The organism is Herbiconiux sp. (assembly GCF_004297105.1).
Classification (GTDB): Bacteria; Actinomycetota; Actinomycetes; order Actinomycetales; family Microbacteriaceae; genus Herbiconiux.
This window is the reverse complement of sequence record NZ_SCVE01000006.1, coordinates 113,625-137,845: the sequence shown is the minus strand read 5'-3', so window position 1 is coordinate 137,845 and position 24,221 is coordinate 113,625. Positions and strand designations below refer to the sequence as shown.

23 protein-coding genes are annotated in these 24,221 nt (G+C 69.8%); 16 read left to right on the top strand and 7 right to left on the bottom strand.

The window, feature by feature from the left end; translation table 11 throughout:
• Positions 1–3: 3 nt before the first annotated feature.
• From EPO52_RS02165 to EPO52_RS02150, 4 genes are all read right to left on the bottom strand, one after another.
• Positions 4–1,269, bottom strand: coding sequence for a hypothetical protein (locus EPO52_RS02165; RefSeq protein WP_290801268.1), 1,266 nt, complete (start codon positions 1,267–1,269; stop codon positions 4–6).
• On the bottom strand, positions 1,266–2,429 hold the full coding sequence (locus tag EPO52_RS02160; protein WP_290801266.1) for an ATP-binding protein: 1,164 nt from the start codon (positions 2,427–2,429) through the stop codon (positions 1,266–1,268). Before EPO52_RS02160 ends, EPO52_RS02165 begins: the two co-directional genes overlap by 4 nt.
• Before the next feature lie 180 nt (positions 2,430–2,609).
• A complete protein-coding gene (locus EPO52_RS02155; RefSeq protein WP_290801263.1) occupies positions 2,610–3,815 on the bottom strand; it encodes a homoserine O-acetyltransferase in 1,206 nt (401 codons plus the stop codon).
• Between the two features lie 135 nt (positions 3,816–3,950).
• The gene (locus EPO52_RS02150) at positions 3,951–5,276 is read right to left on the bottom strand and encodes a bifunctional o-acetylhomoserine/o-acetylserine sulfhydrylase (RefSeq protein ID WP_290801261.1); all 1,326 of its coding nucleotides are present in this window, start codon (positions 5,274–5,276) and stop codon (positions 3,951–3,953) included.
• A 177-nt stretch (positions 5,277–5,453) separates the two neighbouring features.
• Here EPO52_RS02150 and EPO52_RS02145 point away from each other — a divergent pair, with 177 nt between their 5' ends.
• Positions 5,454–6,224 carry an SDR family oxidoreductase gene (locus tag EPO52_RS02145; RefSeq protein ID WP_290801259.1) on the top strand — a complete coding sequence of 257 codons (771 nt, stop codon included), beginning with the start codon at positions 5,454–5,456 and terminating at the stop codon, positions 6,222–6,224.
• A 12-nt stretch (positions 6,225–6,236) separates the two neighbouring features.
• Here the strand turns inward: EPO52_RS02145 and EPO52_RS02140 are convergent, their stop codons facing one another.
• On the bottom strand, positions 6,237–7,736 hold the full coding sequence (locus EPO52_RS02140) for an MFS transporter (protein ID WP_290801256.1): 1,500 nt from the start codon (positions 7,734–7,736) through the stop codon (positions 6,237–6,239).
• A gap of 75 nt (positions 7,737–7,811) precedes the next feature.
• Between EPO52_RS02140 and EPO52_RS02135 the strand changes: the two genes are divergently transcribed.
• Genes EPO52_RS02135 through EPO52_RS02110 form a run of 6 tightly spaced genes read left to right on the top strand, consistent with a single transcriptional unit; the run spans position 7,812 to position 12,693 of the window.
• Entirely contained in the window at positions 7,812–8,345 is a 534-nt protein-coding gene (locus EPO52_RS02135) for a phosphoribosyltransferase (protein ID WP_290801252.1), read from the top strand.
• Positions 8,300–9,109, top strand: a complete 810-nt coding sequence (locus EPO52_RS02130) for a peptidase S51 (protein WP_290801250.1) — start codon at positions 8,300–8,302, stop codon at positions 9,107–9,109. Before EPO52_RS02135 ends, EPO52_RS02130 begins: the two co-directional genes overlap by 46 nt.
• A 2-nt stretch (positions 9,110–9,111) precedes the next feature.
• Positions 9,112–9,804, top strand: coding sequence for a uracil-DNA glycosylase (locus EPO52_RS02125; protein WP_290801247.1), 693 nt, complete (start codon positions 9,112–9,114; stop codon positions 9,802–9,804).
• A 37-nt stretch (positions 9,805–9,841) separates the two neighbouring features.
• Positions 9,842–10,432, top strand: a complete 591-nt coding sequence (locus EPO52_RS02120) for a GNAT family N-acetyltransferase (RefSeq protein ID WP_290801246.1) — start codon at positions 9,842–9,844, stop codon at positions 10,430–10,432.
• A gap of 26 nt (positions 10,433–10,458) precedes the next feature.
• Entirely contained in the window at positions 10,459–11,886 is a 1,428-nt protein-coding gene (locus tag EPO52_RS02115) for an amidase (protein ID WP_290801244.1), read from the top strand.
• 45 nt (positions 11,887–11,931) lie between these two features.
• Positions 11,932–12,693 carry a creatininase family protein gene (locus EPO52_RS02110; RefSeq protein ID WP_290801241.1) on the top strand — a complete coding sequence of 254 codons (762 nt, stop codon included), beginning with the start codon at positions 11,932–11,934 and terminating at the stop codon, positions 12,691–12,693.
• On the opposite strand, the gene EPO52_RS02105 is transcribed toward EPO52_RS02110, so the two are convergent.
• The gene (locus tag EPO52_RS02105; protein WP_290801239.1) at positions 12,694–13,158 is read right to left on the bottom strand and encodes a PPC domain-containing DNA-binding protein; all 465 of its coding nucleotides are present in this window, start codon (positions 13,156–13,158) and stop codon (positions 12,694–12,696) included.
• Between the two features lie 75 nt (positions 13,159–13,233).
• Here EPO52_RS02105 and EPO52_RS02100 point away from each other — a divergent pair, with 75 nt between their 5' ends.
• Positions 13,234–14,427 (top strand): amidohydrolase family protein, encoded by a 1,194-nt coding sequence (locus EPO52_RS02100; protein WP_290801236.1) that lies wholly within the window; start codon positions 13,234–13,236, stop codon positions 14,425–14,427.
• A 31-nt stretch (positions 14,428–14,458) separates the two neighbouring features.
• Here the strand turns inward: EPO52_RS02100 and EPO52_RS02095 are convergent, their stop codons facing one another.
• Complete coding sequence (locus tag EPO52_RS02095) at positions 14,459–14,941, bottom strand: nucleoside deaminase (RefSeq protein ID WP_290801234.1); 483 nt, start codon at positions 14,939–14,941, stop codon at positions 14,459–14,461.
• 213 nt (positions 14,942–15,154) lie between these two features.
• Between EPO52_RS02095 and add the strand changes: the two genes are divergently transcribed.
• From add to EPO52_RS02055, 8 genes are read left to right on the top strand one after another with little or no spacing between them, the layout of a single operon-like run.
• Positions 15,155–16,264, top strand: a complete 1,110-nt coding sequence (gene add, locus EPO52_RS02090; protein WP_290801231.1) for an adenosine deaminase — start codon at positions 15,155–15,157, stop codon at positions 16,262–16,264.
• Positions 16,261–16,950, top strand: coding sequence for a hypothetical protein (locus EPO52_RS02085; RefSeq protein WP_290801228.1), 690 nt, complete (start codon positions 16,261–16,263; stop codon positions 16,948–16,950). Before add ends, EPO52_RS02085 begins: the two co-directional genes overlap by 4 nt.
• A 52-nt stretch (positions 16,951–17,002) precedes the next feature.
• Positions 17,003–18,031: a BMP family ABC transporter substrate-binding protein gene (locus tag EPO52_RS02080; RefSeq protein WP_290801225.1), complete on the top strand. Its 1,029-nt coding sequence runs from the start codon at positions 17,003–17,005 to the stop codon at positions 18,029–18,031.
• A complete protein-coding gene (locus EPO52_RS02075) occupies positions 18,031–19,557 on the top strand; it encodes an ATP-binding cassette domain-containing protein (protein WP_290801223.1) in 1,527 nt (508 codons plus the stop codon). The genes EPO52_RS02080 and EPO52_RS02075 overlap by 1 nt, the downstream gene beginning before the upstream one ends.
• A complete protein-coding gene (locus EPO52_RS02070) occupies positions 19,554–21,353 on the top strand; it encodes an adenine deaminase C-terminal domain-containing protein (RefSeq protein ID WP_290801220.1) in 1,800 nt (599 codons plus the stop codon). Before EPO52_RS02075 ends, EPO52_RS02070 begins: the two co-directional genes overlap by 4 nt.
• Positions 21,350–22,525, top strand: coding sequence for an ABC transporter permease (locus EPO52_RS02065; RefSeq protein WP_290801217.1), 1,176 nt, complete (start codon positions 21,350–21,352; stop codon positions 22,523–22,525). Before EPO52_RS02070 ends, EPO52_RS02065 begins: the two co-directional genes overlap by 4 nt.
• Entirely contained in the window at positions 22,522–23,442 is a 921-nt protein-coding gene (locus EPO52_RS02060; protein WP_290801214.1) for an ABC transporter permease, read from the top strand. The genes EPO52_RS02065 and EPO52_RS02060 overlap by 4 nt, the downstream gene beginning before the upstream one ends.
• Entirely contained in the window at positions 23,439–24,179 is a 741-nt protein-coding gene (locus EPO52_RS02055) for a GntR family transcriptional regulator (RefSeq protein WP_290801211.1), read from the top strand. The genes EPO52_RS02060 and EPO52_RS02055 overlap by 4 nt, the downstream gene beginning before the upstream one ends.
• Positions 24,180–24,221: the final 42 nt, after the last annotated feature.

Genomic DNA, 24,221 nt, shown 5'->3' with positions numbered 1-24,221 from the left:
CCGTCAGCGCGAGGCATCCGGGACGACAACGTGGGCGTCGACACCGACCCGCAGAGAGCCAGTTCTGGCATCCACCGAGTACTGCCCTACCCGCGACAGTGCCGACCAGACGGCCGGTTCGATCCGCCGGCGAGTGACGCCTGCAATCGAAACGGCTATCGGGAGCACCATTCTATCGTCAGGTCCGCCGCCGTTCGCGGAACTCGGCCGACCGATCGACACCTCGATGAGCGGATTGACCCGACCTGATTCGTCGACGATGAGCCAGATGGCCGAGAGCAGCCCGTCGCGCTGCACCGGAGCGAGATACCCCGCGAGACCGTCGGGGTCGGTGAGGGTGACCACGGCGCTGAGGTAGGCCGACTCGGTGACGGCGTGGTGCAGCCAGGTCTCGCGTCTGCCGGCGATCAGCATGCGCCGCAGATCGGTGGCGAGCCCGGATGCGGTGGCCGACAGGTCGCGGTCGAGCGGCAGGTCGACGCGGCCGGTGTGCACATCCTGCAGGAGCTCCTCAGCGGCGAGGTCGAGCCGGGCCAGTTCGGTGGAGGCGAGCAGGCCGATGCCGTAACGGGGTGCCCCGATGGTGCTCTCGGCCACGGTGCGGTCGAGCTCGCGCTGCACCAGCTCGCCGAAGGAGCGCACCACGATCACCCCGGCGAGGGTGGGCACGACCGAGAGCACGAGCTGGGCGATGCCGACCGACAGGCTGCCTGGCGTCGAGCCCTCGCTGGCGATGAGGGCGGCGAGAATGGCGCTCGTGAGCACGATCACGGCGATCACGGTGTTCGACACGGGCCGGAAGGTGACGCAGGCGAGCAGTGTCGCGCCGATGCCCACGCCCACCGTGAGGTAGCTGGCGGTGTCGGCGGCGAGCCAGGTGGCGGCCTGGTCGAGGGTCAGGGCGACGGCATCGGCACCGAGCACCGTCGCGAAGGCCCACCCCGGGAGGCTGCCGCGGTGACGCCTGGCCACCAGCACGGCGAGGGCGAAGGCCGCGATCACGAGCACCCAGGCGGCGGCCGAGATCACCCGCTGGTCGTTGTACTGCCAGGTCCAGCCGAACGACACGAGCCCGCGGCCGATCAGCAGCACGCCCACGATCACCGCTCCGATGCCGAGGTAGCCGATGCCGAGGCGCGAGTCGCGGGCGATGTTCTGGCGCACCTCGTCGACCGCGCGCGGACCGATGCGCCGGGCGCGGATGAGCTGGGTGAGCATGCCGTCGGATGGTTCGCGAAGCCGTGTGCGGTCGCGGGGGTGCTCGCTCATTTCGGCACCTCCAGCACGACCGTGGTTCCGGATCCCGGTGAGGAGAAGAGCCGCACCTTGCCCCCGACGTCGCGGATGCGTGCCATCACGGATTCGGCGATGCCGAGACGGCCGACGTCGACGGAGTCGAGATCGAAGCCGATGCCCGCATCCGTCACCATGGCGCGCACGGTCAGGTCGTCTTCGGTGATCGTGACGTCGGCGGAGCCCACCTCCGCGTGCCGGCGCACGTTCTCGAGGCACTCGGAGAGCGAGAGCAGGAAGGCATCGAGCACATGGCTCGGCAGCAGGATCTGGCCACTGCCGTGCCAGGCGACCTGCAGCCCCATCCTGCCGAAGCGCTGCTTCACCGATTCGAGGGTGTGGCCGAGGTCGCTCGTCTCGACCGGCTCGAGCGTGTAGCCGCCTGACGACCGGGGCATGGGGGTGCCGCCGAGACGCAGCTGGCGGAGCAGGCGCGCGTCTTCGCCCGCCTGGTTGCGCAGGGCATCCGGATTCACGCCGATGCCGGAGTGGGCGAGGAGCGTGAGTGTGGCGAGCACCGTGTCGTGCAGCAGTCGGGCGCCCTGCCGGCGCTGCGCCTCGATCTCGCTCGCCTGGCGCTCGAGGGCGTGGGCGCGGCCCAGCCGGCTCATTCCGGCGAAGGCGCGGCGGAGGCTTGCCGACAGCCAGGTGGCGGTGACGAAGAGGCACACCCACCCCACCACGATCGACGCGATCACGAAGGCGGCGCGGCCGCTCGCCCAGGTGGCGGCGGTGGCGAGGGTCACGACGGGGATGTAAGCGGGCAGCACGAGCCACAGCAGCCGGGAGCTCGCGGCGATCGAGGCGATCAGCGAGGGGATGGCGGTGGAGGCGAAGAAGGTGATCGCGGTCGTGGTGGGGATGTCGGATACCGCCACTCCGGGGAGGAGAAAGCTCCCCAGGGCCGCGAGGCTCACGAGATACGTGATGGCCGGCCAGATGGGGGAGCGTGCGTTCCCCACCACGTAGAAGGAGGCGCCCGTGAACGCCATGAGGAGCACTCCGGGGAGGATGACCTGCAGGGATCCGATGTTCGGAACCACCAGGCTCACGAGTGCCGAGGCGGTGAACAGCATGCCGAGATTGCGGCTCGTGCGAGTGAGGAGCTTGCGTCGTTCGCGGGCGGTGCGCGGCACATCTCGAAGCATACAGGCGGGGTGCGGGCGCGGAGCTCGCCGTTGTCCCTCGAATTGGGGCGAGTGCAAGTCGACAGGTGTCGGTAATCTGGATTCAGATCCAGGGGGGAATTGGCCGGGGAGTCGTTGGCAAGGCGACTTCCCGGCCGCTTTTACGTTCGGCGCCGCTACGGATGCGCCTCAGGTGGCGAGAAGCCGCGAGATCTCGCGGCCCACGATGTCGAATTCGATGAGGAACCCGTCGTGGCCGAACTTCGACGCGATCACCACGGGTCGGTCGCCGTCGATGTTGCCCGGCAGGTGCTCGGCGATCAACTCCTGGTCGGCCACCGGGAAGAGCCGGTCGCTGTCGATGCCCAGCACGAGGGCCTTCGCGGTGACCGACTGCAGTGCGGCCACCACTCCGGCTCGCCCGCGGCCGAGATCGTGCGAACTCATCGCCTCCACGAGCGTGATGTAGGTGTTGGCGTCGAAGCGCCGGGTGAACTTGTTGCCGTGGAAATCGAGGTACGACTCCACGGCGAAGCGTCCGCCGCCGCCGAGGGGGTCGAGGCCGCTCTGCCAGCTGCGCTGGAATCGGTCGTTGAGCTCCGACGGGCTGCGGTAGTTGAGCAGCGCCATGCGGCGGGCGAGGGCGAGCCCCTGGTGCGGGCCCTCGCCATCGGGCGCGTCGTAGTAGTCGCCACCGTGGAAGGCCGGGTCGGCCCGGATGGCCTGGATCTGAACCGAGTTGAGCGCGATCTGATCGGCCGAGCTGATCGCGGGCGCGGCGATCACCGCGATGCGCTCGGTCTCGCCGGGATACTGCACCGCCCATTCGAGCACCTGCATGCCGCCCATCGATCCGCCGACCACGGCGTACCAGCGATCGATGCCGAGCTCTTCGGCGAGGGCGTGATGGGCGCGCACCTGGTCGCCGATCGTGGTGAACGGGAAGCGGGCACCCCACTCCGCGCCGTCCGGGGCGATGGATGAGGGCCCTGTGCTGCCCTGACACCCGCCCAGCATGTTCGGGGCCACGACGAACCAGCGGTCGGTGTCGATGGGGAGCCCCGGCCCGACCAGGCCGGGCCACCATCCGTCGGTCGGCTGGCCGGGCTCGGCGGGATGGTTGAGGTTCGCGTCGCCCGTGAGGGCGTGGAACACCAGGATCGCATTGTCCCGGCCGGGGGAGAGCTCGCCATAGGTTTCGTAGGCGATGCGCGCGCGGGGCACGGTCTCACCGCTCGCGAAGGTGAAGTCGCCGATCTCGGCGAACCGTCGCCGCGCGACGGGGTCGCCTTCGCGCCAGGCGCCCGATGCCGGCGGCTTGCCCAGCACCGAGCGGATCTGAGCCTCGGTGATGAAACCGGAGGGGACCGTGTCCTCGTTCGTCTGCCAATCCATGAGACCTCAATCCTGGCCGAGTCGGGGCCCGGGCATCTGTTTGTTACGCCCCCGGAGCGCGCATCAACCGCGAGACGTCAAAATCCGTCCCAAAACGTGAGTCTTGGAACGGATTCTGACGTCTCGAAGGGGGGACTAGACCGCGTTGGAGGCCACCGTCTCCCGCGCCGCCGCGAGGCCCTGCTCCAGGTCGGCCTTCAGGTCGTCGATGTTCTCGAGGCCCACCGACAGCCGCACGAGACCGGGGGTGACACCGGTGGTGAGCTGCTGCTCGGGGGTGAGCTGCGAGTGGGTGGTCGACGCCGGGTGGATGACGAGCGAACGCACGTCGCCGATGTTCGCCAGGTGGCTGAAGACCGAGAGGCTCTCCACGAAGGTGCGCCCCGCATCGACGCCGCCCTTGAGCTCGAACGACAGCACGGCGCCGACGCCCTTGGGGGCGTACTTGTTGGCGGCCGCGTACCACGGGCTCGACGGGAGACCCGCGTAGTACACCGTGGCGACGTCGTCGTGGGCATCCAGCCACTCCGCGATCTCCTGGGCGTTCTGAACGTGACGCTCGACGCGCAGCGACAGCGTCTCGATGCCCTGGATGAGCTGCCAGGCGCTGGCCGGCGCGATCGCCGCCCCGAGGTCGCGGAGGAGCTGCACGCGCGCCTTGATGACGTAGGCGATGGGGTCGCCGAGGGCTCCGGTGTAGCTCACCCCGTGGTACGACGGGTCGGGCTCGGTGAGGCCCGGGAACTTCTCGACGTTCTTCGACCACTCGAACTTCCCGCCGTCGACGATGATTCCGCCGATGACCGTGCCGTGACCGCCGAGGAACTTGGTGGCGGAGTGCACCACGATGTCGGCGCCGTGCTCGATGGGGCGGATGAGGTACGGGGTGGCGATGGTGTTGTCGACGATCAGCGGCACGCCGTTCTCGTGGGCAACGCCCGACACGAGCTCGATGTCGAGGATGTTGATCTTCGGGTTGCCGATGGTCTCGGCGAAGAAGAGCTTGGTGTTCGGGCGCACCGCGCGCTGCCACTCGGCCGCGTCGTCCTGATTCTCGACGAAGGTGGTCTCGATGCCGAGCTTGGCGAGGGTGTACTTGAAGAGGTTGTAGGTACCGCCGTAGATCGACGACGACGACACGATGTGGTCGCCGGCCTGCGCGATGTTCAGCACGGCGAAGGTCTCGGCCGCCTGGCCCGAGGCCACCAGCAGCGCTGCTGTCCCGCCCTCGAGCGCCGCGACGCGCTGCTCCACCACGTCCTGCGTGGGGTTGTGGATGCGGGTGTAGATGTTGCCGAACTCGGCGAGGGCGAAGAGGTTCTTCGCGTGGTCGGCGCTGTTGAACACGTACGACGTTGTCTGGTAGATCGGCGTCGCCCGAGCGTTCGTGGTGGGGTCGGGCTGAGCGCCGGTGTGGATCTGCTTGGTCTCGAACTTCCAGTTCGCCGCGTTGTCGGTCATGGACTTCTTCCTCAAAGTCGTAGGGGAAAGGGTTTAGGACTGGGGGAAGCGTACGAGCCGCGCCATCGGCGGGTCAACGGACCCCGACTCGGGGCGTAATCTTCGCGCGCCCGACGCGACTAGCGTTGAGGGTGCGAAGAGGCCGAGGAGGTCTCGGTCGTGGAAGGACGGACGCGGATGAAGCGCGCAGTGGTGACGGGGGCCAGCTCGGGAATCGGGGCGGCGACGGTGAGACACCTCCGCCGGAACGGCTGGGAGGTCGTCGCGGTGGCCCGGCGCGAAGACCGCCTGCGTGCCCTGGCCGAGGAGACGGGCGCCGAGTACTTCGTAGCCGATCTGACGCAGGAGGCCGACATCCTGGCGCTCCGCGACAACCTCGAGGCCACGGGTGGTGTCTCGACCCTCGTCAACAACGCCGGTGGCGCACGGGGGCTCGATTCCGTCGAGGGCGGCTCGGCCGACGACTGGCGCTGGATGTACGAGATCAACGTCGTCGCCGTGCAGCGGGTCATCGCCGCTCTGCTTCCGCTGCTCCGCGCATCCGTGGTTCCCGGGGCCGTCGCCGACATCATGACCGTCTCCTCGATCGCCGGCCACATCGCCTACGAGGGCGGCGGCGGCTACAACGCGGCCAAGTTCGCCGTGCACGCGATGGTCGACGTGCTGCGCCTGGAGCTCTCGGGCGAACCGATCCGGGTGCTCGAGATCGCACCCGGCATGGTGATGACCGAGGAGTTCTCGCTCAACCGCTTCGGGGGCGACCAGGCCAAGGCCGACGCGGTGTACGCGAACGTGCCCGATCCGCTCTCCGCCGACGATGTCGCCGCCACCATCGTGTCGACGCTCGAGCTGCCGCCGCACGTGAGCCTCGACCTCGTGGTGATCAAGCCGGTCGCGCAGTCGGCCGCCTACAAGGTGGCCAGGGGCGAGCTGCGCGTCAAGGAGTGAGGCTCGGCGCGCTCAGGGAGTGAGCCTCTGTTCGGCCACCACCGGCGCCGTCTCGTCGGCGAAGGCCAGCTTCGGCACGAAGAACAGCAGCACCCCGGCCACCAGTGCGCCGCCGGCGCAGATCGACCACACCACGAGGTAACCGGAGAGGCTCGAGGCCGTGGACGTGACGGCTGTGGAGGCGCCCTGGAACAGCACCACCGCGAAGATCGCGGAGGCGAACGAGCCTCCGATGGTCTTCGTGGTGTTCGTGAGCGCGGCCGCGATGCCGGTCTGGCCCTGTGGTGCGGCGGCGGCGGCCGCCGCCGGCATCGCCCCCACGAGCGCTCCCGATCCGACACCCGCGATGAACATGTTCACGAACACCTGCCAGGTCTCGGCGTGGAAGGGCAGGAAGAGGGCATAGCCGAGCGCCACGAGGAAGGTGGCCCCGATCAGGGTCACCCGCGGGCTGAGAGCCCGCGACACGATGGGGAACAGGATGGCGCCCACGATCATCGACAAGAGGTACACCCCGATCAGGATGCTGCGCGAGCCCGCGCTCAGACCGAGCCCGTAGCCGTTCACCGGATCGGTGCCGGCGAACGTGCTGAGCGGGGCCTGCGCGCCGAGCAGGCTGATGCCGACGAGCCCGGCGGTGAGCTGCACCGGCCACATGTTCGGCTGCCGGAGCACCCGCAGGTCGATCGCGGGATCGGGCTGCCGGAGTTCATACAGCCCGAACGGCAGGAACGTGAGCACGCCGAGAGCGATGAGCGCCCACACCCACCAGGTCTCGGGCCCGTTGAGCCGCAGGAACGTGAGACCGCTCGTGATGAGCAGCAACCCGATCGTGAGCATCGTGAAGCCCCCGAAGTCGAGCGTGCGCTTGCCCGGCATCGGCGTCGACTCCGGCACCCCGAACAGCACCGCGAAGAACACCAGCGTCACCGCGATGGCCGGGATCATCAGCGTGACCTGCACATTGCCGCCGAGGCCCGTGAAGATCGCGCCGCCCGCGAGGGCGCCGATGATGGCACCCGCCTCGAGCGCCACGACCAGCAGACCGGCGGCCCGGCGAGTCTCCGACGCGGCCCGGCCGGTGCGACGGCCTCGGTCGAAGATCAGCGCGATCTCGAGCGGCAGCCACACCACGTAGAAGCCCTGCAGTGCCCAGGCGATGAGGAAGCTGGTGAAGTCGTTCGCGGCCACCAGCCACCAGCTGGCGCCGGCAGTGAGCACGGTGGCGAGCAGCAGCATCCGCTTGTGGCCCACCATGTCGCCGAGCTTGGCGAGAACGGGCACCACGATCGCGGAGAGCAGCAGCTGCGCCGCCTCGAACCAGTTGAAGTCGGCGTCGCGGATGCCGAGGTGCTTCACCAGATCGGAGATGAGGGGCACGTAGTAGCCCTGCAGGATGCCGCTCGTGAGCTCCACAAGGGCGAGGAAGCCGATGAGGGTCGCGGTGACCCCCACGGCGCTGCCGCGGAAGGCCGAGACGGTGACGGGCGGCGGGCCGGACGGGGTTGCCATGAACGGATGCTAGCCCCTCATCCGTGCGGTCGTACCCGTTTCATCGCGACACGCCCCGTCCGGTAGCGTTGGCTCATGAATTCCGCGGCGAACGACCTTGAGACCACCCCTGACGAGGCGGCACAGCCCGAGCGCGAGGTGCTCGGCTGGCTCGAGTTCGGCGACGCCACCCGCGTGCTCGCCCGCGACATCGTCGAGTCGGGGTTCGAGCCCGACTTCGTGATCGCCATCGCCCGCGGCGGCCTCATCCCGGGCGGTGCGCTCGCCTACGCGCTCGGTGTGAAGAGCTGCGGCAGCCTCAACGTGGAGTTCTACTCCGACATCGAGGAGACCCTGCCCGAGCCCATCATCCTGCCGCCGCTGCTCGACAACGAGCCGCTGATCGGCAAGAACGTGCTGCTGGTCGACGACGTGGCCGACTCCGGCCGCACCCTCGCCCTCGTGGTGGAGCTGCTCGAGAAGGTCAACATCACCGTCAAGTCGGCCACCCTCTTCATCAAGCCGCGCTCGGTCATCGCGCCCGACTTCCACTGGAAGACCACCGACCGCTGGATCGTGTTCCCGTGGTCGGCGCACCCGCCCGTCTCGAGCGAGCTCGCGAGCGCCTGATGAGCATCCACCTGGTGGGCGGCGGCTGGCCCGTCGAAGACGAGGGCGCGGTCTACAAGCCCTTCTTCGAGGAGGTGGCCGCGCACGCCGAGGCCGCCGGCAAGCTCGAGGGCGGCCGGCTCGCGATCGTGCTCGTGCGCGACGGGGATGCGCCGGAGAAGTTCGCCGAGCTCGTCACCGCCTACGAGCAGCTCGGCAAGATCGAGCCCGTCGCGGTGCTCTCACCCGAGAACGCGCCCATCGACCCCGCGGTGTTCGCGGATGCCGACGGGATCGTGGTGTGGGGCGGACTGACCCCGGCCTACCGCACGTCGCTCGAGCCGGCGTTCGGAGAGCTCAGGCGCCTGGTGGCATCCGGCGTTCCCTACCTCGGCTTCTCCGCCGGTGCCGCGATCACCGCCGAGAACGCCATCGTGGGAGGGTGGAAGATCGATTCGGTCGAGATCGGTCTCGAAGACGCCTCGGAAGACCTCGAACAGCTCACCGTCGCTCCCGGCATCGGGCTGATCGATCTCGCGGTCGACGTGCACGCCGCGCAGTGGGGCTCCGTATCGCGGCTCATCGCCGCCACCGAGTCGGGTCTCGTCGACGGGGGAGTCGCCATCGACGAGCACACCGCGCTCATCGTGGGCGACGGTCCGCTGCGGGTCGTGGGGCGCGGCAGCGTGTGGAAGGTCACGCCCGATTCCGGCAGCGTGCGCGTCTCGACGGCGGGAGCCGATCCCGAGCCGTCGGTTGCCGCATCCGTTCCTCTCGAAGCCTGACCGTGCCGGGGCTCGCCCTGCCGCAGCTCGCGGAGAACGGCCTGATCGACCCGGGCTGGGCGGAGGCGCTCGCGCCTGTCGCCGGCACGATCGCGTCGCTCGGCGACTTCCTGCGCGCCGAGACCGAGGCCGGGCGGGGCTATCTGCCGGCCGGTCGGCACGTGCTGCGTGCCTTCCGCACCCCCCTCGCGGATGCGCGGGTGCTGATCGTGGGCCAGGATCCGTATCCCACGCCCGGGCACCCGATCGGGCTCTCGTTCGCGGTCGAGCGGCACGTGCGGCCGATCCCGCGGAGCCTGTCGAACATCTACCGCGAGCTGAACGACGACCTCGGCATCGCGCCCGCGGCGCACGGCGACCTGTCGTCGTGGAGCGAGAACGGCGTGATGCTGCTCAACAGGGTGCTCACGGTGCAACCGGGGGAGTCGGGATCGCATCGCGGCAAGGGATGGGAAGAGGTGACGGAGCACGCCATCCGGGTGCTCGCCGCGCGAGGAGGGCCGCTCGTCGCGATCCTGTGGGGCCGGGATGCGGCACAGCTCGCGCCGATGCTCGGCAGCGTGCCTTTCGTCACCTCGCCGCATCCGAGCCCCTTGTCGGCCAGTCGCGGATTCTTCGGCTCGAAGCCCTTCAGCCGCGCGAACTCGCTGCTCGCCGAACAGGGTGCGGAGCCGGTCGACTGGACGGTCGCCTGAGACTTCTCGCCCGAGGCCGTTCGCATAGGCTTGTCGCATGTTGGAAGAGGAGTATCAGCCCCGGCGCAAGCTGCCGTCGAGGCTGCGGCCGGCGAGCACCGAGAAGCCCCCGCTCGAAGTGCCGTTCGAGTTCACCCTGCGTGACGCCGTGGAGACCGATCTGCCGTACATCCGAGAGATCTACAACCACTACGTGGCCAATACCGTGGTCACGTTCGACGAAGACGCCATGACACTCAAGGAGTGGCGGCACAAGTTCGCCTGGACGCAGAAGCAGAACTACCCGTTCCTCGTGGCCGTGTCGCCCAGCGGTACCCTGCTCGGGTTCGCCTACGTCTCGGCCTGGAAGCAGAAGGCCGCCTACCGGCGCACCGTGGAGGACTCGATCTACCTCGGGCCCGCTGCCACCGGCAAGGGCCTCGGCAAGGTGCTGCTCGGTGAGCTGCTCACACGCTCGAAGGCCGCCGGCATCAAGGAGGTGCTCGCGGTGATCGCCGATCAAGGGGCGGATGCCTCCATCCGGCTGCACGAGAGCTACGGCTTCAAAGAGGTGGGGCGTCTCGGCCGCGTGGGCTTCAAGTTCGGGCACTGGCTCGGCACCGTGCTGCTCCAGAAGTCGCTCAAGTGACCCTCCGGCCTCGATAGGGTCGAGACATGGCCGAGATCCATGAACTGAGCGCACTCGAGCAGTACCGGCAGCTGCAGCGGGGTGATCTGGGAGTGCTCGAGGTGGTCGACCACTACCTGGAGCGCATCGATCGGCTCGACGCGTCGCTCGGAGCGTTCCACACCGTCACCGCGGATGCGGCCCGCGAGCGGGCGCGCGCCCTCGACTCCTCCGACGACCGAACGGCGGTGCTCTGGGGCCTGCCCTCTGCCGACAAAGACCTGGTACGCCGCGCCGGAGTGCGCACCACCTTCGGCTCGCGGCTCTTCGAGGAGTTCGTGCCCGACGAGACCGACGAACTCGCCGCCCAGCTCGATGCGGCCGGCACGGTGAGCCTCGGCAAGACGGCCACTCCGGAGTTCGGCCTGCCGAGCTACACCGAGAACCTGGTGGCGCCGCCCGCGCGCGACCCCTACGACACCACTCGGGGCGCCGGCGGCTCGTCGGGTGGCGCCGCGGTCGCCGTGGCCGCGGGTCTGCTGCCCTTCGCCCCGGGGTCCGATGGCGGCGGCTCGATCCGCATCCCGGCCGCCGCGTGCGGTCTCGTGGGGCTCAAGCCCTCGCGGGGTCTGGTGCCCGCGGGTTCGGGCCTGGATGCGCTGGCCGGGCTGCCCGTGGCCGGCCCTCTCGCGCGTTCGGCGGTGGATGCCGCCCTGCTCCTCGATGGCATGATCGCGCGCCGGGGCGACCGCATCCTGCACCACCACACTCTGCGCGCACCGACCGATGGCGACGGCCTGTTCCTCGGCGCGGCGGTGCGCGGCGAGGGCCGTTTCCAGATCGGCGTCACCACGAGCAGCCCCTGGGAGACCGCGTACGAGATCGTGCTGGATCCGGATGCCACGGAGGCCCTGTCGATCGCCCGTGACGGCCTCGTGGCACTCGGGCACGGCATGGAGGAGTTCGCGCTCGAACCCGCCCCCGACTACGCCGAGGCCTTCCGCGTGATCTGGCAGGTGGGTGCCTCGCAGATCCCCGCCGACCACACGAACCAGCACCTCTTGGAGCCGCTCACGCAGTGGCTCATGCACCGGGGCCGTGCCATCCCGGCGTCGGAACTCGCCCGCGCGCTGGCGACGCTCACGGCCTACGAGCGTTCGCTCATCCGGCAGCTCGACCGGTTCGATGCCGTTCTGACGCCCACCCTGGCGCAGACGCCGCGGCCGCTCGGCTGGTACGACAAGGACGACGGCGAACGCAACTTCGCGCAGCAGGTGCAGTACACGCCGTTCACCTCGTTCGTGAACGTGAGCGGCCTGCCGGCGATCACCCTGCCGGTGCACCGCACGGAGGAGGGCCTTCCGATGGGCGCGCAACTGATCGGCCGCCCCGGGGGCGAGGCCACCCTGCTCTCCCTCGCCCGCCAGCTCGAACGCCGCCTGCGCTGGGACCAGGTGCATCCGCCCCAGTGGTGAGCAGCGGGTACCGATGACGCCCGCGCCGATCGGTATCGTGAGCACATGACCCTCCTCAGACTCGCCGATGCGAGCTGGACCGATGTGCGCGACCACGTCGCCTCGGCCGGCACCCTGGCCTTCCTCCCGTTCGGTGCGCTCGAGCAGCACGGCCCGCACCTCCCGCTGTCGACCGACACCATCCAGTGCACCGGCATCGCCGAGCGGCTCGCCGAGCACTACTCCGGCCTGCTGCTCCCACCGGTCTCCTACGGTCAGACCTGGGACAACGGCGGATTCCCCGGAACGGTGTCGCTGAAGGCGTCGACGGTCACCGCCATCTGCACCGACATCGCCGAGTCGGTGTGGTCGTTCGGCGTCTCCACTCTCGTGATCGTCAACGGCGACTACGGCAACCGGGCGCCCGTGCACGCCGCAGCGCGAGCGCTGGCGGAGGACGGCGACGTCCTCGTGCTCGACTACCCGGGTCTCGTGGAGGTGGGCGACGCGGTCAAGGAGACGCCCTGGGCGGCGCCCGGTCTCTGCCACGCCGACGAGCTGGAGACCTCGATGGTGCTCGCGCTCGAACCGCGCCTGGTGCATCCGGAGCGGTACGAGGCCGCCTATCCCGAGCTGCCGGCCGACTTCGGCACCCGGCCGATCAGATTCGACACGCTGTCGCCGAGCGGGGTGTTCGGTGACCCACGCCCGTCGACCGCCGCGAAGGGCGAGACGATCATCTCGTTCGTGGTCGAGCGCGCGATCGAGGAGATCGAGTCGCACCTCGGCCGGGAGCACACCGGCCCATCGGCGCCGGGCTCCTCGTGATCAGCCTGCCGTGCAGTCGAAGACGAGCGTTGCGAGCCCCCGGGCCCGATCGTTCGGCTGTCGGGAGAGCGCGGGGGAGAGGATCTCGGTGATCATCACCTCGGTGGGATATTGCACCGTGCCGCGGAGCACGTGCCCCGCCGTGGCTCGCGCCGAGTCGCCCTTCGCCCCCACCGAGGCGTGCAGGTGCACCTGAGGCCCTTCCGGCCCGCGGGTCACCGTGCCGGAGCCGATTCCCTCGCAGTTGCGCACCAGGGAGGCTGACTGCATGGGCGCGTCCTCGTCGAGAGGAGGCTCCTCGGCGCCGATGAACTCGAGCTCGGTGAACGCACCGAGGAAGACGGGGATGGCGGCGTTCTCGATGCCGAATCGCAGGCACGCTTCTCCCAGCGCCTCTAGTACCGTGTCTCCGGGTTCCAGAACGGCCAGCACGGTGCGACCTGTTTCGGCGACGGCCGCGATCATGAGCATCCTCCCGGGCGGGAATCGGCCGCCGACGGATATCGTAGTCGTCGATCACGACTTGCGAACAGGAGCGTCATGACCCGCACTCTCGACGGAATCACGGTGTGGAACGGTCACGAGGAGCGCGGCCCCGTGCGCCTCGGCTGGTCGGGCGACCGCATCGACGGCATGGCTCCGGCCGACGACCGCTTCCCCGGCCTCGCCGTCATCCCCGGTCTCATCGACACGCACGTGCACCTGGACACGAGTGCTCTCGACGGTGCCGGCGCGGGCGACGCCTGGCCACTCGTCACCCCCGACGCGGAGAAGGCGGTGCACGTCATCGCTCACGCCCTCCGTTTCGCGGCCTTCGGCGTGACGACGATGCGCGACCTCGCGGCATCGCCGGTGCAGGTGGCGGTCGGCCGAGCGTTCGACCAGGGCGTGCTCGATGGCCCTCGACTGCTCGCCAGCGGACCCGTGGGGATGACCGCCGGACACGGCGATCTCTTCACCCCGCCCCGGTTCCGTGATCGCCCGCCCGTGGCGGACTCGCCCGACGAGTGCCGCCGCCTCGTGCGGCAGTGGGCTCGGGAGGGCGCCACGGGGATCAAGATCTACACCAGCGGGGGAATCCTCTCGATGGGCGACCAGGTCGGCTGGCGCAACCAGACCCGCGCCGAGATCGCGGCGACCGTCGATGAGGCCCACGCCCTGCGGATGCTCGTGGCAGCTCACGCCCACAGCGAAGAGGGGATCGACATCGCCCTGGAGGAGGGCGTCGACTCCATCGAGCACGCCACCGGGATCGTGCCGCGCCAGTTCGATGCGCTCGTGGCCGCCGGTATCCCGATCGCCCCGACGCTGCTGATCAACGATCTCGTCGCGGCGGGTGGAGGCGGCATCCGGCCCGAGGCGAGCGAGAAGGCCCGGGAGGCCGTCGCGGGGCGGGATCCGGCGTTCCTCGCTGCGGGCCGGGCGGGCGTGCGCTTCGTGCTCGGCACCGACGCGAACGGGCGGTTCGTGCGCCACGGTGGCCAGCTCGACGAACTCCGTGCGATGAAGACCGCCTTCGGCTGGTCCGACGAGCGCACCCTCGTCTCCGCCACCTCCGATGCGGCCGACAGTCTCGGCCTCGGTGATCGGCTCGGCCGGCTCGACGACGGCTTCGCGGCCGACTTCGTGGTGGTGCGCGGTCGGCCCTGGCGCGACCTCGCCGAGCTGACCCCGGAGAACATCGTCGCGGTCGTCAGCCGCGGAACGGTGCTGGCCGGACAGCTTCCCGGCTGAACGCTCCCGGAGACGCCTCTCGAGGGCTCGCTCAGTTCCAGAAGTCGAGGTGTGCCACGGCCGCCTCGTCCTCGAGGTGCGGACCGGAGACGGCGATCGTGCGTTGCCCCCGGGCGAACACCTCGCGGCAGGGCAGGGAGAAGGTGGGGTTCTCGGGGTGATCGCCGGTCAGTTCGAGGAGACGGTGCTCGGAGAGGGCGTAGACCACGCGATCGACCCCGGTCCAGTAGACGGCTCCTGAGCACATGGCGCAGGGCTCGGCGCTGGTGAAGAGCGTGCTGCCGGTCATCCCCTCCGCTCCGAGCGCACGGAAAGCGGCCGCGACGGCGCGCATCTCGGCGTGCTGGGTCGGGTCGCCCTCCGGAGGCAGCGAGTTGTTGCCGCAGGCGGCCACGACGGTGCCGGCCGCATCGACGACGATCGCACCGAACGGATGCCGGCCCTCGGCACGCGACTGCTCCGCGACTCGGATGCTCTCCCGGAGGAAGGCCGCATCTGCGGTTTCGAGAGCCATCGTTGCGTGATCGTCCATAGCGTCCTCTCACATGTGCACAAGCTGTGCCGAATATGACCTCAGATTGTCATGAAACACCGGAAATGCGTCGATGTGTTACGGCCCCGTTACCGTCGTGGAACAACTTGCGCTCAACTTGTTCACAAGTAGTCGGCTCGGGTTAGCCTGCTCTCGCGCCACGGTCCGTGTGCGCATCCCCACGGAAAGGTCGCCATGCCCGCGCACGTCCCTGCTGAGGTCCGAGTCGACGAACAGGACATCCGGCTGCTTCCGAAAGCCGAGGTGCACGTGCACCTCGAGGGGACGTTCGCGCTCGTCGACCTCCTCCGGCTGGCGAAGGAGAACGACGTGCTGCTCCCCGGACCTGCCGCCACCATCTTCGACGTCAGCACCCACGACGCCTTCGCGATGCCGGAGGTGACGACCGGGGGCACCGGCCGGGGAGTGGGCGGCGCCGGCCTCACCGGTTTCCTGCGGTTCCTGGACTGGCAGTGCGGACTCGTGCGCACGCCGGAGCAGGCCGCGCGCATCGCCTATGCGTTCGCCGCCCGGCAGACGGCCTCGGGCATCCGCTACTCCGACGTGATCGTCAACCCCACCCACTGGAGCGCTTGGCGCGGGCGGGAGATCGCGCTCATGGAGGCCCTCGCGGCGGGGTTCGACGAGGCCGAGCAGGACGGCCTGTGCGCGACCGGCATCGCCTACTCGCTGCTGCGCACCCAGACCGCCGTGGAGGCTGAGGACGTCGTGCGCGACCTCGTGCAGCACCGGCCCCGCCGGGTGGTGGCGTTGAGCGTCGACGGCGACGAGAAGACGAGCGGCCGCACCGGTGAGAAGTTCCGCGCGGCGTTCCGTGCGGCCGAGGCCGCCGGCCTGCACCGCACCGTGCACGCGGGCGAGTCCAGCGGGCCGGAAGGGGTGTGGGACGCCCTCGACCACCTGCACGCCGAACGCATCGACCACGGCGTCCGCTCGATCGAGGACGAGGTGCTCGTGCGGCGCCTCACCGACGAGGGCATCCCCCTGGATCTGTGCCCGCGGTCGAACATCACGCTCGGGGTCTACCCCGACTGGGCCTCGCATCCGCTGCCCCGCCTCGTGGAGGCCGGAGTGCGGGTGACGATCAACACCGACGATCCCGCCCCCTTGGCCTGCACCCTCGACGAGGACTGGGCCGTCGCCGCGACGGTCTTCGGGTACGACCTCACCGACCTGGCCGGATTCGCCGCGGAATCGATCCGGGCGTCGTTCGCCGATGACGACCTCAAGCGAGACCTCCTGGCCGAGCTCGCCCGGGTGGCGGAACCGGAGGCGGTGCCGTGATCGATCTCGCACTTCCTCGCGCCGGGGTTCTGGCCCTCTGCTCGATCGCGGCCGTGACGATGCTGACGACCGTTCTGATCGCGGTCGCGGACAGCGCGGACGCCGGAGCCGGCAGCCCATCGCCCTCGGCGTCCTCCCCGGCATCCGACGGCGATCCGATCGCCCTCGCGCCGATCGTCGCCGCGTGGCCCGATGGGTACTCGGTCACCGGCACGAAGTCGGAGCCCCTGTACGTCGAGCACATCACCTCGCTGCGGAACGGCGATCGCTACACGCTCACCATCGACGTCGAGTCGCAGGGCGAGAGCGCGCTGGGCGTTCAGCACGGCGCGGTGCTGCTCGAGGCCGACGGGCGCATCCGCTGGATCGACGGATGCACGAAACCCGCGGGCGAGTGCGCCGACGATCCGGGACTGCGCGGCTTTCTCGCGCAAGCGGCGCTCCTCGGGGCGCTGCAGCGGGGGGTGCTCGCCGCCGACTCATCCGGCACCGCGCGCACCCTGCACGGCCATCCCGTCGTGTGCGTTCCCGACCGATGGCTGTATCCCGACTCGCCGCCCACCATCGATGGGCTCGACCCCTGTTTCTCCATCGCGACCGGAGCCCTCCTCGGGCACTGGTCGACCCCCAGCTCGGCTTTCGTCGGTCCGACCCTCGCAGACGGACTCGTCGACCAGCCGAGCTGATCACCGCACCACCTCCTGCACCATCCCTGCACCTCCACCCGAAAGGAACACCATGAGAAGAAGAAGCGGAGCGCTCCTCACCGGAGCGGTTCTCACCACCGTCGCCGCCCTCGGCCTCGCCGGCTGCAGCTCGAGCGCGGGCACCACCACAGCAACCGACGACGCCACCCCGGCCGCGCAGGTCATCAAGGTGGGCGCGCTCACCCCGGGTAACACCAACGACGGCGCCTTCAACCAGTCGCTCGCCGACGCGCTGCAGAAGCTGCAGGACGAAGGGCTCATCGAGTACGAGCTGCGCGACCAGATGTCCGATCCCGCGAAGAGCGAGCCGGTCGTCGCCGACTTCGCCAGTCAGGGCTACGACCTGATCATCGGTCACGGTATCGAGCTGGGCGATGCGATCTTCTCGGTCGCCGATCAGTTCCCCGACGTGAAGTTCACCGCATCCGGTGGCCCCGACATCCTGGAGAAGTACACCGACAACGTCGAGACCTGGACCTACGACACCCCCCAGGTCGGCTACCTCTCCGGATACATCGCCGGGCTCACCGGAGCGACCCCCATCGGTCGCGTCGAGAGCATGGAACTCGACTTCATCAAGGCGACCGACTCGTACTTCCAGCAGGGTGTGACGGCGGCGAATCCCTCCGCCACGCTGCTTCCCGTCGTGTATGCGGGCAGCTTCGACGACGCGCAGGCGGCGGCCGCGGCCACCACAGGACTCGCCGGTCAGGGCGCGCAGCTCGTGTACACCACGGGTGACGGAATCGCGGCAGGCGTGGGGTCGGGGGCAGCCGAATCCGGCGTGCTGACCGTCGGGGTCTCCTCGGCGGCCGGTGAGGCCGCACTGGCCAACAACGTGTCGACCGTGAACCTCGACATGTACCCCATCGTCAAGGCCTGGGTCGAGGAGGTCGCCGCAGGCAAGTTCGGCGGCAAGGGCGTGACGTCGACCGTGCAGAACGGCGGCATCGTCTACGAGCCCATCAACACGGTCGGTGGCAAGGTTCCGGCGGATGTCGCGACCAAGGTCGACGAGCTCATCGCCGGCATCGACGACGGATCTGTCACGATCGGCTGATGACTGTTTCTCCCCAGGAGATGGACCGCGTCGTCGAGGCGCGGTCCATCTCCAAGAGCTTCGGGCCGGTGGCCGCGCTGCGCGACGTGTCGATGGTCGTGAGGCCGGGGGCCGTGCACGCCCTCGTGGGCGAGAACGGCGCCGGCAAATCGACCCTCGCCAAGGTGCTCGCCGGCATCGAACGACCCTCGTCCGGCACCATGACCCTCGATGGCGCCGTCTACGCACCGCGCGACCGGAGCGAGGCGAAACGACGTGGCATCAACATGGTGCCGCAGCAGTTGAGTCTCGTGGGGGAGCTGAGTCTCGTCGAGAACTACCTCCTCGTGGGGCCGCGGCGCCTGGCGAACCGGCGATCGGCGCGGGCGCTGCTCGCCGAGACCCTCTCCCGCGCACGGGTCGAGGTCGACCTCGACGTGCCCACCGCCTCGCTCACCCAGGCGCATCGGCAGCTGGGCGAGATCGTGGTGGCACTCGCTGAGGGTGCTCACACGCTCATCCTCGATGAACCCACGGCGAGCCTCGGCCCGCTCGAGGTGGGCGGCCTGTTCGAGCATCTCCGGGCGCTCTGCGACCTCGGCACGGCCGTCGTGCTCATCACCCACCGCCTCGACGAGGTGCGTCAGGTGGCCGATGACCTGACGGTGCTCTCGCACGGAGAAGGGGTGCACAACGGCTCGGCTGCCGGGCTGGCCTCCGGCGAGATCGCCCGGTTGATGGTGGGCGAGCTGCCGCCGCCTGTCGCTCGGGTGCCGCGTGCCCTCGGAGGCGTCGTGCTCTCGGCGCGCGGTCTCGTCGCCGGTTCGACCCGTGACACACGGCTCGACGACGTCGACCTCGAGGTGCGATCGGGCGAGATCCTGGGCATCGCCGGGGTGGCCGGCAGCGGACAGAACCTCCTGCTCGACGTGCTCGGTGGCTTCGTGGAGCCGGAGCAGGGGACGGTGACTCTCGACGGTGGCGCACCCGGCGCATCCGCCGTGGCGCTGCTGAACGCCGGACTCGCCTGGATCCCCGAGGAGCGTTCCGAGGCGCTGGTACCTGGTCTCTCCCTGCGCGACAACCTGAACCTGTACTCGACCGCGGTCGGGGCGGTGTCGACCGAGCGCACTCTTCCGCACATCACCGCGGACCTCCAGGCATTCGACGTGCGTCCCGCTCGCCCCGAGCTCGCGGCCGCCGGCCTGTCGGGAGGAAACCAGCAGAAGCTGCTCGCCGCCCGCGAGCTGGGTGCCCTGCCCGAGCCCCGCGCCGTGCTGGCCTACGGCCCCACCCAGGGGCTCGACCAGCGCGCGGCCCAGGCCATCCGCGGTCGACTGATCGATCAGGCCGCAGCGGGCGCCGCCGTGGTGGTCGCCTCTCATGACCTCGAGGAGGTGCTCGCGGTGGCCGACCGAATCGTGGTGATGTTCGGGGGTCGGGTGGTCGCCGACCTCCCCGCTGCCGACGCCACCACCGACCGCATCGGCCGGGCGATGGCCGGGCTCGCCGACGACACGCCCCCCGCCGACAAGGACCTCCCATGACCGACAAGACCGAGCTGTACCCCACCGCGGCCGAACTCGGCCGGCTCCGCGCCGTGGCGGTCGGCACCGAACGGCCCGATCTCGTGATCCGCGGCGGCCTGGTGCAGTCGCCGGGCACCGAGGAGTGGCTCGAGCGCGACATCCTCATCGCCGGACGGCACATCGCCGCACTCACTCCGTGGGGGCACGTCACCGACGCGGGCGAGGAGATCGACGCATCCGGATGTCACGTGGTGCCGACCTTCATCGACGCGCACCTGCACATCGAATACACCAACCTCACCCCGGGCGAACTCGGCCGCCTGAGCGTGGCACGCGGAACCGGAACCGTGCTCACCGACCCGAACGGTGCCGCGAACGTGTGGGGTGCTCGGGGCATGGACCAGCTGCTCACCACCTCGACGCCGCTGCACATCTTCCAGCAGGTGTCGCCGAAGACTCCTGGTTCTCCGCACCTCGAGCGCGGCGGCGCCGTGATCCCCGAAGCCGAGGTGCGCGGTCGCCTCTGGGATGCCGTGACCACCAACCTCGGCGAGGGCAACCCCTTCGACTACGGGGAGGAGTCGACCGGGCGGTTCCGGGAGGCACTCGTGGCAGGGCGACGCATCACGGGTCACACGGCCGCGCAGACGAACGAGTCGCTCTGGGGCTACCTCGCTGCGGGAGTGGGAGACGACCACAACTCGTCCACCATCGACGAGGTGCTCGAGAGGGTGCGGCTGGGCGCGATGATCACGGTGATGGGGGCCTCGCTCACCGACAACACCATTCCGATCTTCAGCGATCTCGACCGGGTCGCCCCCGCTCTTCGGAATCTCTGCTTCTGCGCCGACGACAAGCACGTGCTCGATCTGCACACCGAGGGTCACATCGATCACCACGTGCGGCAGGCGATCCGCTTCGGGGTCGACCCGCAGCTGGCCTACCGCATGGCCACGACCCAGCCGGCCGCCTACTACCGGCTCGACCAGGTGCTCGGTGTGCTGGCCCCGTCGCGCCTGGCCGACCTGCAGCTCATCCCCGATCTCTCCGACGTCAGGCCCTCGGTCGTGGTGATGGAAGGAGCCGTCGTGGCTCGCGACGGGGTGTCGCTGTTCGCCAACACCGATGTGCTGCCCGACTGGATGCACGACACGGTTCGACTGCCCGACACCCTCGATCCCGAGATGTTCGCGCTGCGGGCTACGGGCGGGACCGCCCGGGTGCGGGCGATGGAGATGTACAAGGGCTACTTCAAGCGCGCCTTCGAAGCCGAGCTCGACGTGGTCGACGGCCTCGTGCAGAGCGACACCGTGAACGACGTGCTCAAGATCGCCGTGGTCGACCGCCACCACGGCGACGCGCTCACGGGGCTCGGCTTCGTGAAGGGCTTCGGCCTCACCCGCGGTGCCATCGCGATCACCATGAACTGCCCCAACATGAACATCGCGGTGGTCGGCGTCGACGACGCATCGATGCGGCACGCGGTGGACGAGCTCCGCTCGATGCAGGGCGGCTTCGTCACCGTCGCCGACGGGGAGGTCGTCGGGCGAGTGCCGTTGCCCGTCGGTGGGATGATGAGCGCCGCACCCTTCGAGGAGACAGCGGAGGCGCTCCGCCGGGGCCACGAGGCAACCCACGCGCTCGGCTGCACCATCCCCTCGCCGTACATCATCCTCTCGTTCGTGGGGCTGTACGTGATCCCCGATCTCGGCATCACGGAACTCGGACTCATCGACGCCACCTCGCAGTCGTTCGTCGATGTGCTGCTGCCCGGCCCGGTCGACCGCTGCGGACACGAGGGGGAGGGCTCGTGAGATCGCTCGACCGGCAACGCTGGCTGCTCACCGCCTCCGTGGTGGCTGCCGTGCTGGTGGTGGCCGGTGCGCTCATCCTGTTCGCCGGCGCCGACCCGCTCGTCGGCCTCCAGGGGCTGGTGGAAGGGGTGTCGAGCTCGCCCTACCGCGTGGGTGAGGTGCTCGTCGGCGCCGTGCCGATCGGCATCGTGGCGCTGACCCTCATTCCGGCCCTGCGCGCAGGGGTGTTCTCGGTGGGAGCGGAGGGCCAGATCATCGTGGGGGCGATCACCGCCACGGGAGCAGTGTTCGCCATCGACCAGCTGTTCGGGGGAGCGGCGCCGAGTGTCGTGCTCTGGCCCGTCGGTCTCCTCGCAGGGGCCGCCGGCGGCGGGGCGATGGCCCTCCTCCCCGCCTTCCTCGCGGTGCGCTGGCGCGTCAACGAGATCCTCAGCACCCTGCTGCTCAACTACCTCGCGGCCGGATTCCTCGGCTGGACCCTGCGCACCTGGCTCGCCACCCCGGAGGAGACGGCCACCCCGCAGAGCGCGAAGCTCCCCGAGGCCGCAGCGCTGCCCGCGCTCATCCCCGGCACGCGCGCCCACTGGGGCATCCTTCTCGTCATCGTCATCGCGGTGCTCGTGTTCCTGTGGAACCGCTCGGCGGCGAGCACGCGGCTGACGGTGTTCGCGACCCGGCCGAAGCTCGCCCTGCGTCTCGGGGCGACCCGGTCGCGCACCGTCTACTCGACCATGCTGGTCTCGGGCCTCGGCGCGGGAGTGGTGGGCTGGATCCAGGTGGCCGGAGTGAACGATCGGCTCCTCAACTCCGTCTCGGGCGGGGTCGGCTTCTCGGGCATCGCCGTCGCGCTCCTCGGCGGCCTGGCTCCCATCGGCATCGTGCTGGCCGCGCTGTTCTTCTCGGCGCTCGCCGCGGGCGCGGTGGGAATGCAGTCGGCGACGGGCACGGTTCCCGCCTCGATCGCCGAGGTGATCAAGGGCGTGCTGCTCATCGGCGTCGCCTGCATCGCCGCCTACCAGCGCAACCCCGCCGCCGTCGTGCGGCCGGTGGGAACGAAGGATGCGGCCGACGAGCCGGTGGTGCTCTCCGCCGAGCCGCCCGGCACAGCCGGCGACCACGAGACGACGATCGGCACCCTGGCCGAGGCCGAGAACGAAGGAGGGCGCCCGTGACCGTCGAACTCTGGGTGGCCATCCTGGCCGGTACCCTCGCGCTCGCCGCTCCACTCGTCTTCGCGGGGATCGGTGAGGGCTTCGTGGAACGGGCCGGCCGCATCAACCTCGGGATCGAGGGGATGATGATCATGGGCGCCCTCGCGGGCGTCTGGGGCGCCAGCCTCGGGGGGCCGCTGGTCGGACTCCTCGCCGGCATCGCCGTGGGACTCGTGATGGCCGTGGCGATGAACCTCGTGGTGTACCGCTTGCACGCCAACGAGATCGTCGTGGGCCTGGGCGTGACGATGCTGGGGCTCGGTCTCAGCACCTACCTCTTCCAGCTCTGGGTGCCGAGCGGGCAGACCAACGTCACCGTGCCCACCGTTCCCCGCACGGGACTCGGACCGCTGGCCGACATCCCGGTGATCGGGCCCGTGCTGTTCGGGCAGAGCCCACTCGTCTATCTCGCGGCGCTGCTGCTCCTCGTCGCCTGGGCCGTCATGCGGTTCACCCGGTTCGGCCTCGCCGTGCAGGCGGTGGGAACCGACCCGGCCTCGGCCGCTCTTCGCGGGGTGCGGGTGGAGCGCACCGGCGCATCCGCTCTGCTGATCGGGGGAGCGCTGGCCGGGCTCGGCGGCGCCGTCATCACGATCGGCACGATCGGATCGTTCACCCCCGACATCACCGCCGGTCGCGGCTACATCGCCCTGGCCATCGTGATCATGGGGCGCAGCCGCCCGGTCGGCATCGCGCTCGGCGCCCTGCTCTTCGCCTTCCTGCAGAGTTTCGCGCTGCTGTCGCAATCCACCGCGCTGACGCTCCCGAGCGAGGTGTACCAGTCGATACCGTATCTGGTGACCCTTGTGGTGCTCGTGATCACCTCACGCCGGCAACTGCGGAGGCTCTATCGCAGCACGAAGGTGAGTTCGACATGACCGATGAAGACCAGAGGGTGCTCGCGGGAGTGCTGCGTTTCGTGCGCGATGCCGCCGTATCCGGATCGACCCTGCCGGGCGAGGTGGAACTGGCCGAGCGGATCGGCTGCACCCGCAAGCAGGTGCGCGACGTGCTCGCCTCGCTCGAGCAGCAGGGCGTTGTGCTGCGCAGACAGGGCGCGGCCACCGAGGTCGATCCGGTCGCCACCCGCATGAGCGTGCGGTTCGAAGACCAGCTGGAATACAGCGTGCTGCTGCGCCAGCTCGGCTACGAGAGCAGCGTCGAGGTGCTGGAGATCTCCGATGTGCTCGTGCCGAAGGAGAGTGCCGGACTCCTGATGGTGGAGCCCGGCCGACCCGCCGCCCGGATCGTCAAGCGCTGGCGTGCCGACGGGGCCGTGGCCATGCTGGCCTTCAGCACCATGCCCCTGCCCTTCCCCCGTGACGACGTCGATCTCGGCGACTCGATCTACACGGCCGCCAAGAGGGTGTGGGGCGAGGCTGTCGCCTGGGAGGTGGCGACCCCCTCGGCCGAGGTGCTCAGCGAGGCGGATGCGGTGCTGTTCGAGCATCCGGTCGGCACGCCGGTGCTGACTCTCGACATCGTCGGCATCGGGCTGAGCGGCCGGCGGCTGTTCCATGCCCGTGAGCTGCACGACCCCAAGACCGTCTCGTATTCGATGATGCGCACCATCCGGCCCCCGCAGGTCTTCTCGACCGCGCGGTACCAGTTCTGACACCCATCCGCTCCACCCGAACCGCCCGACCGCTCGCGAAAG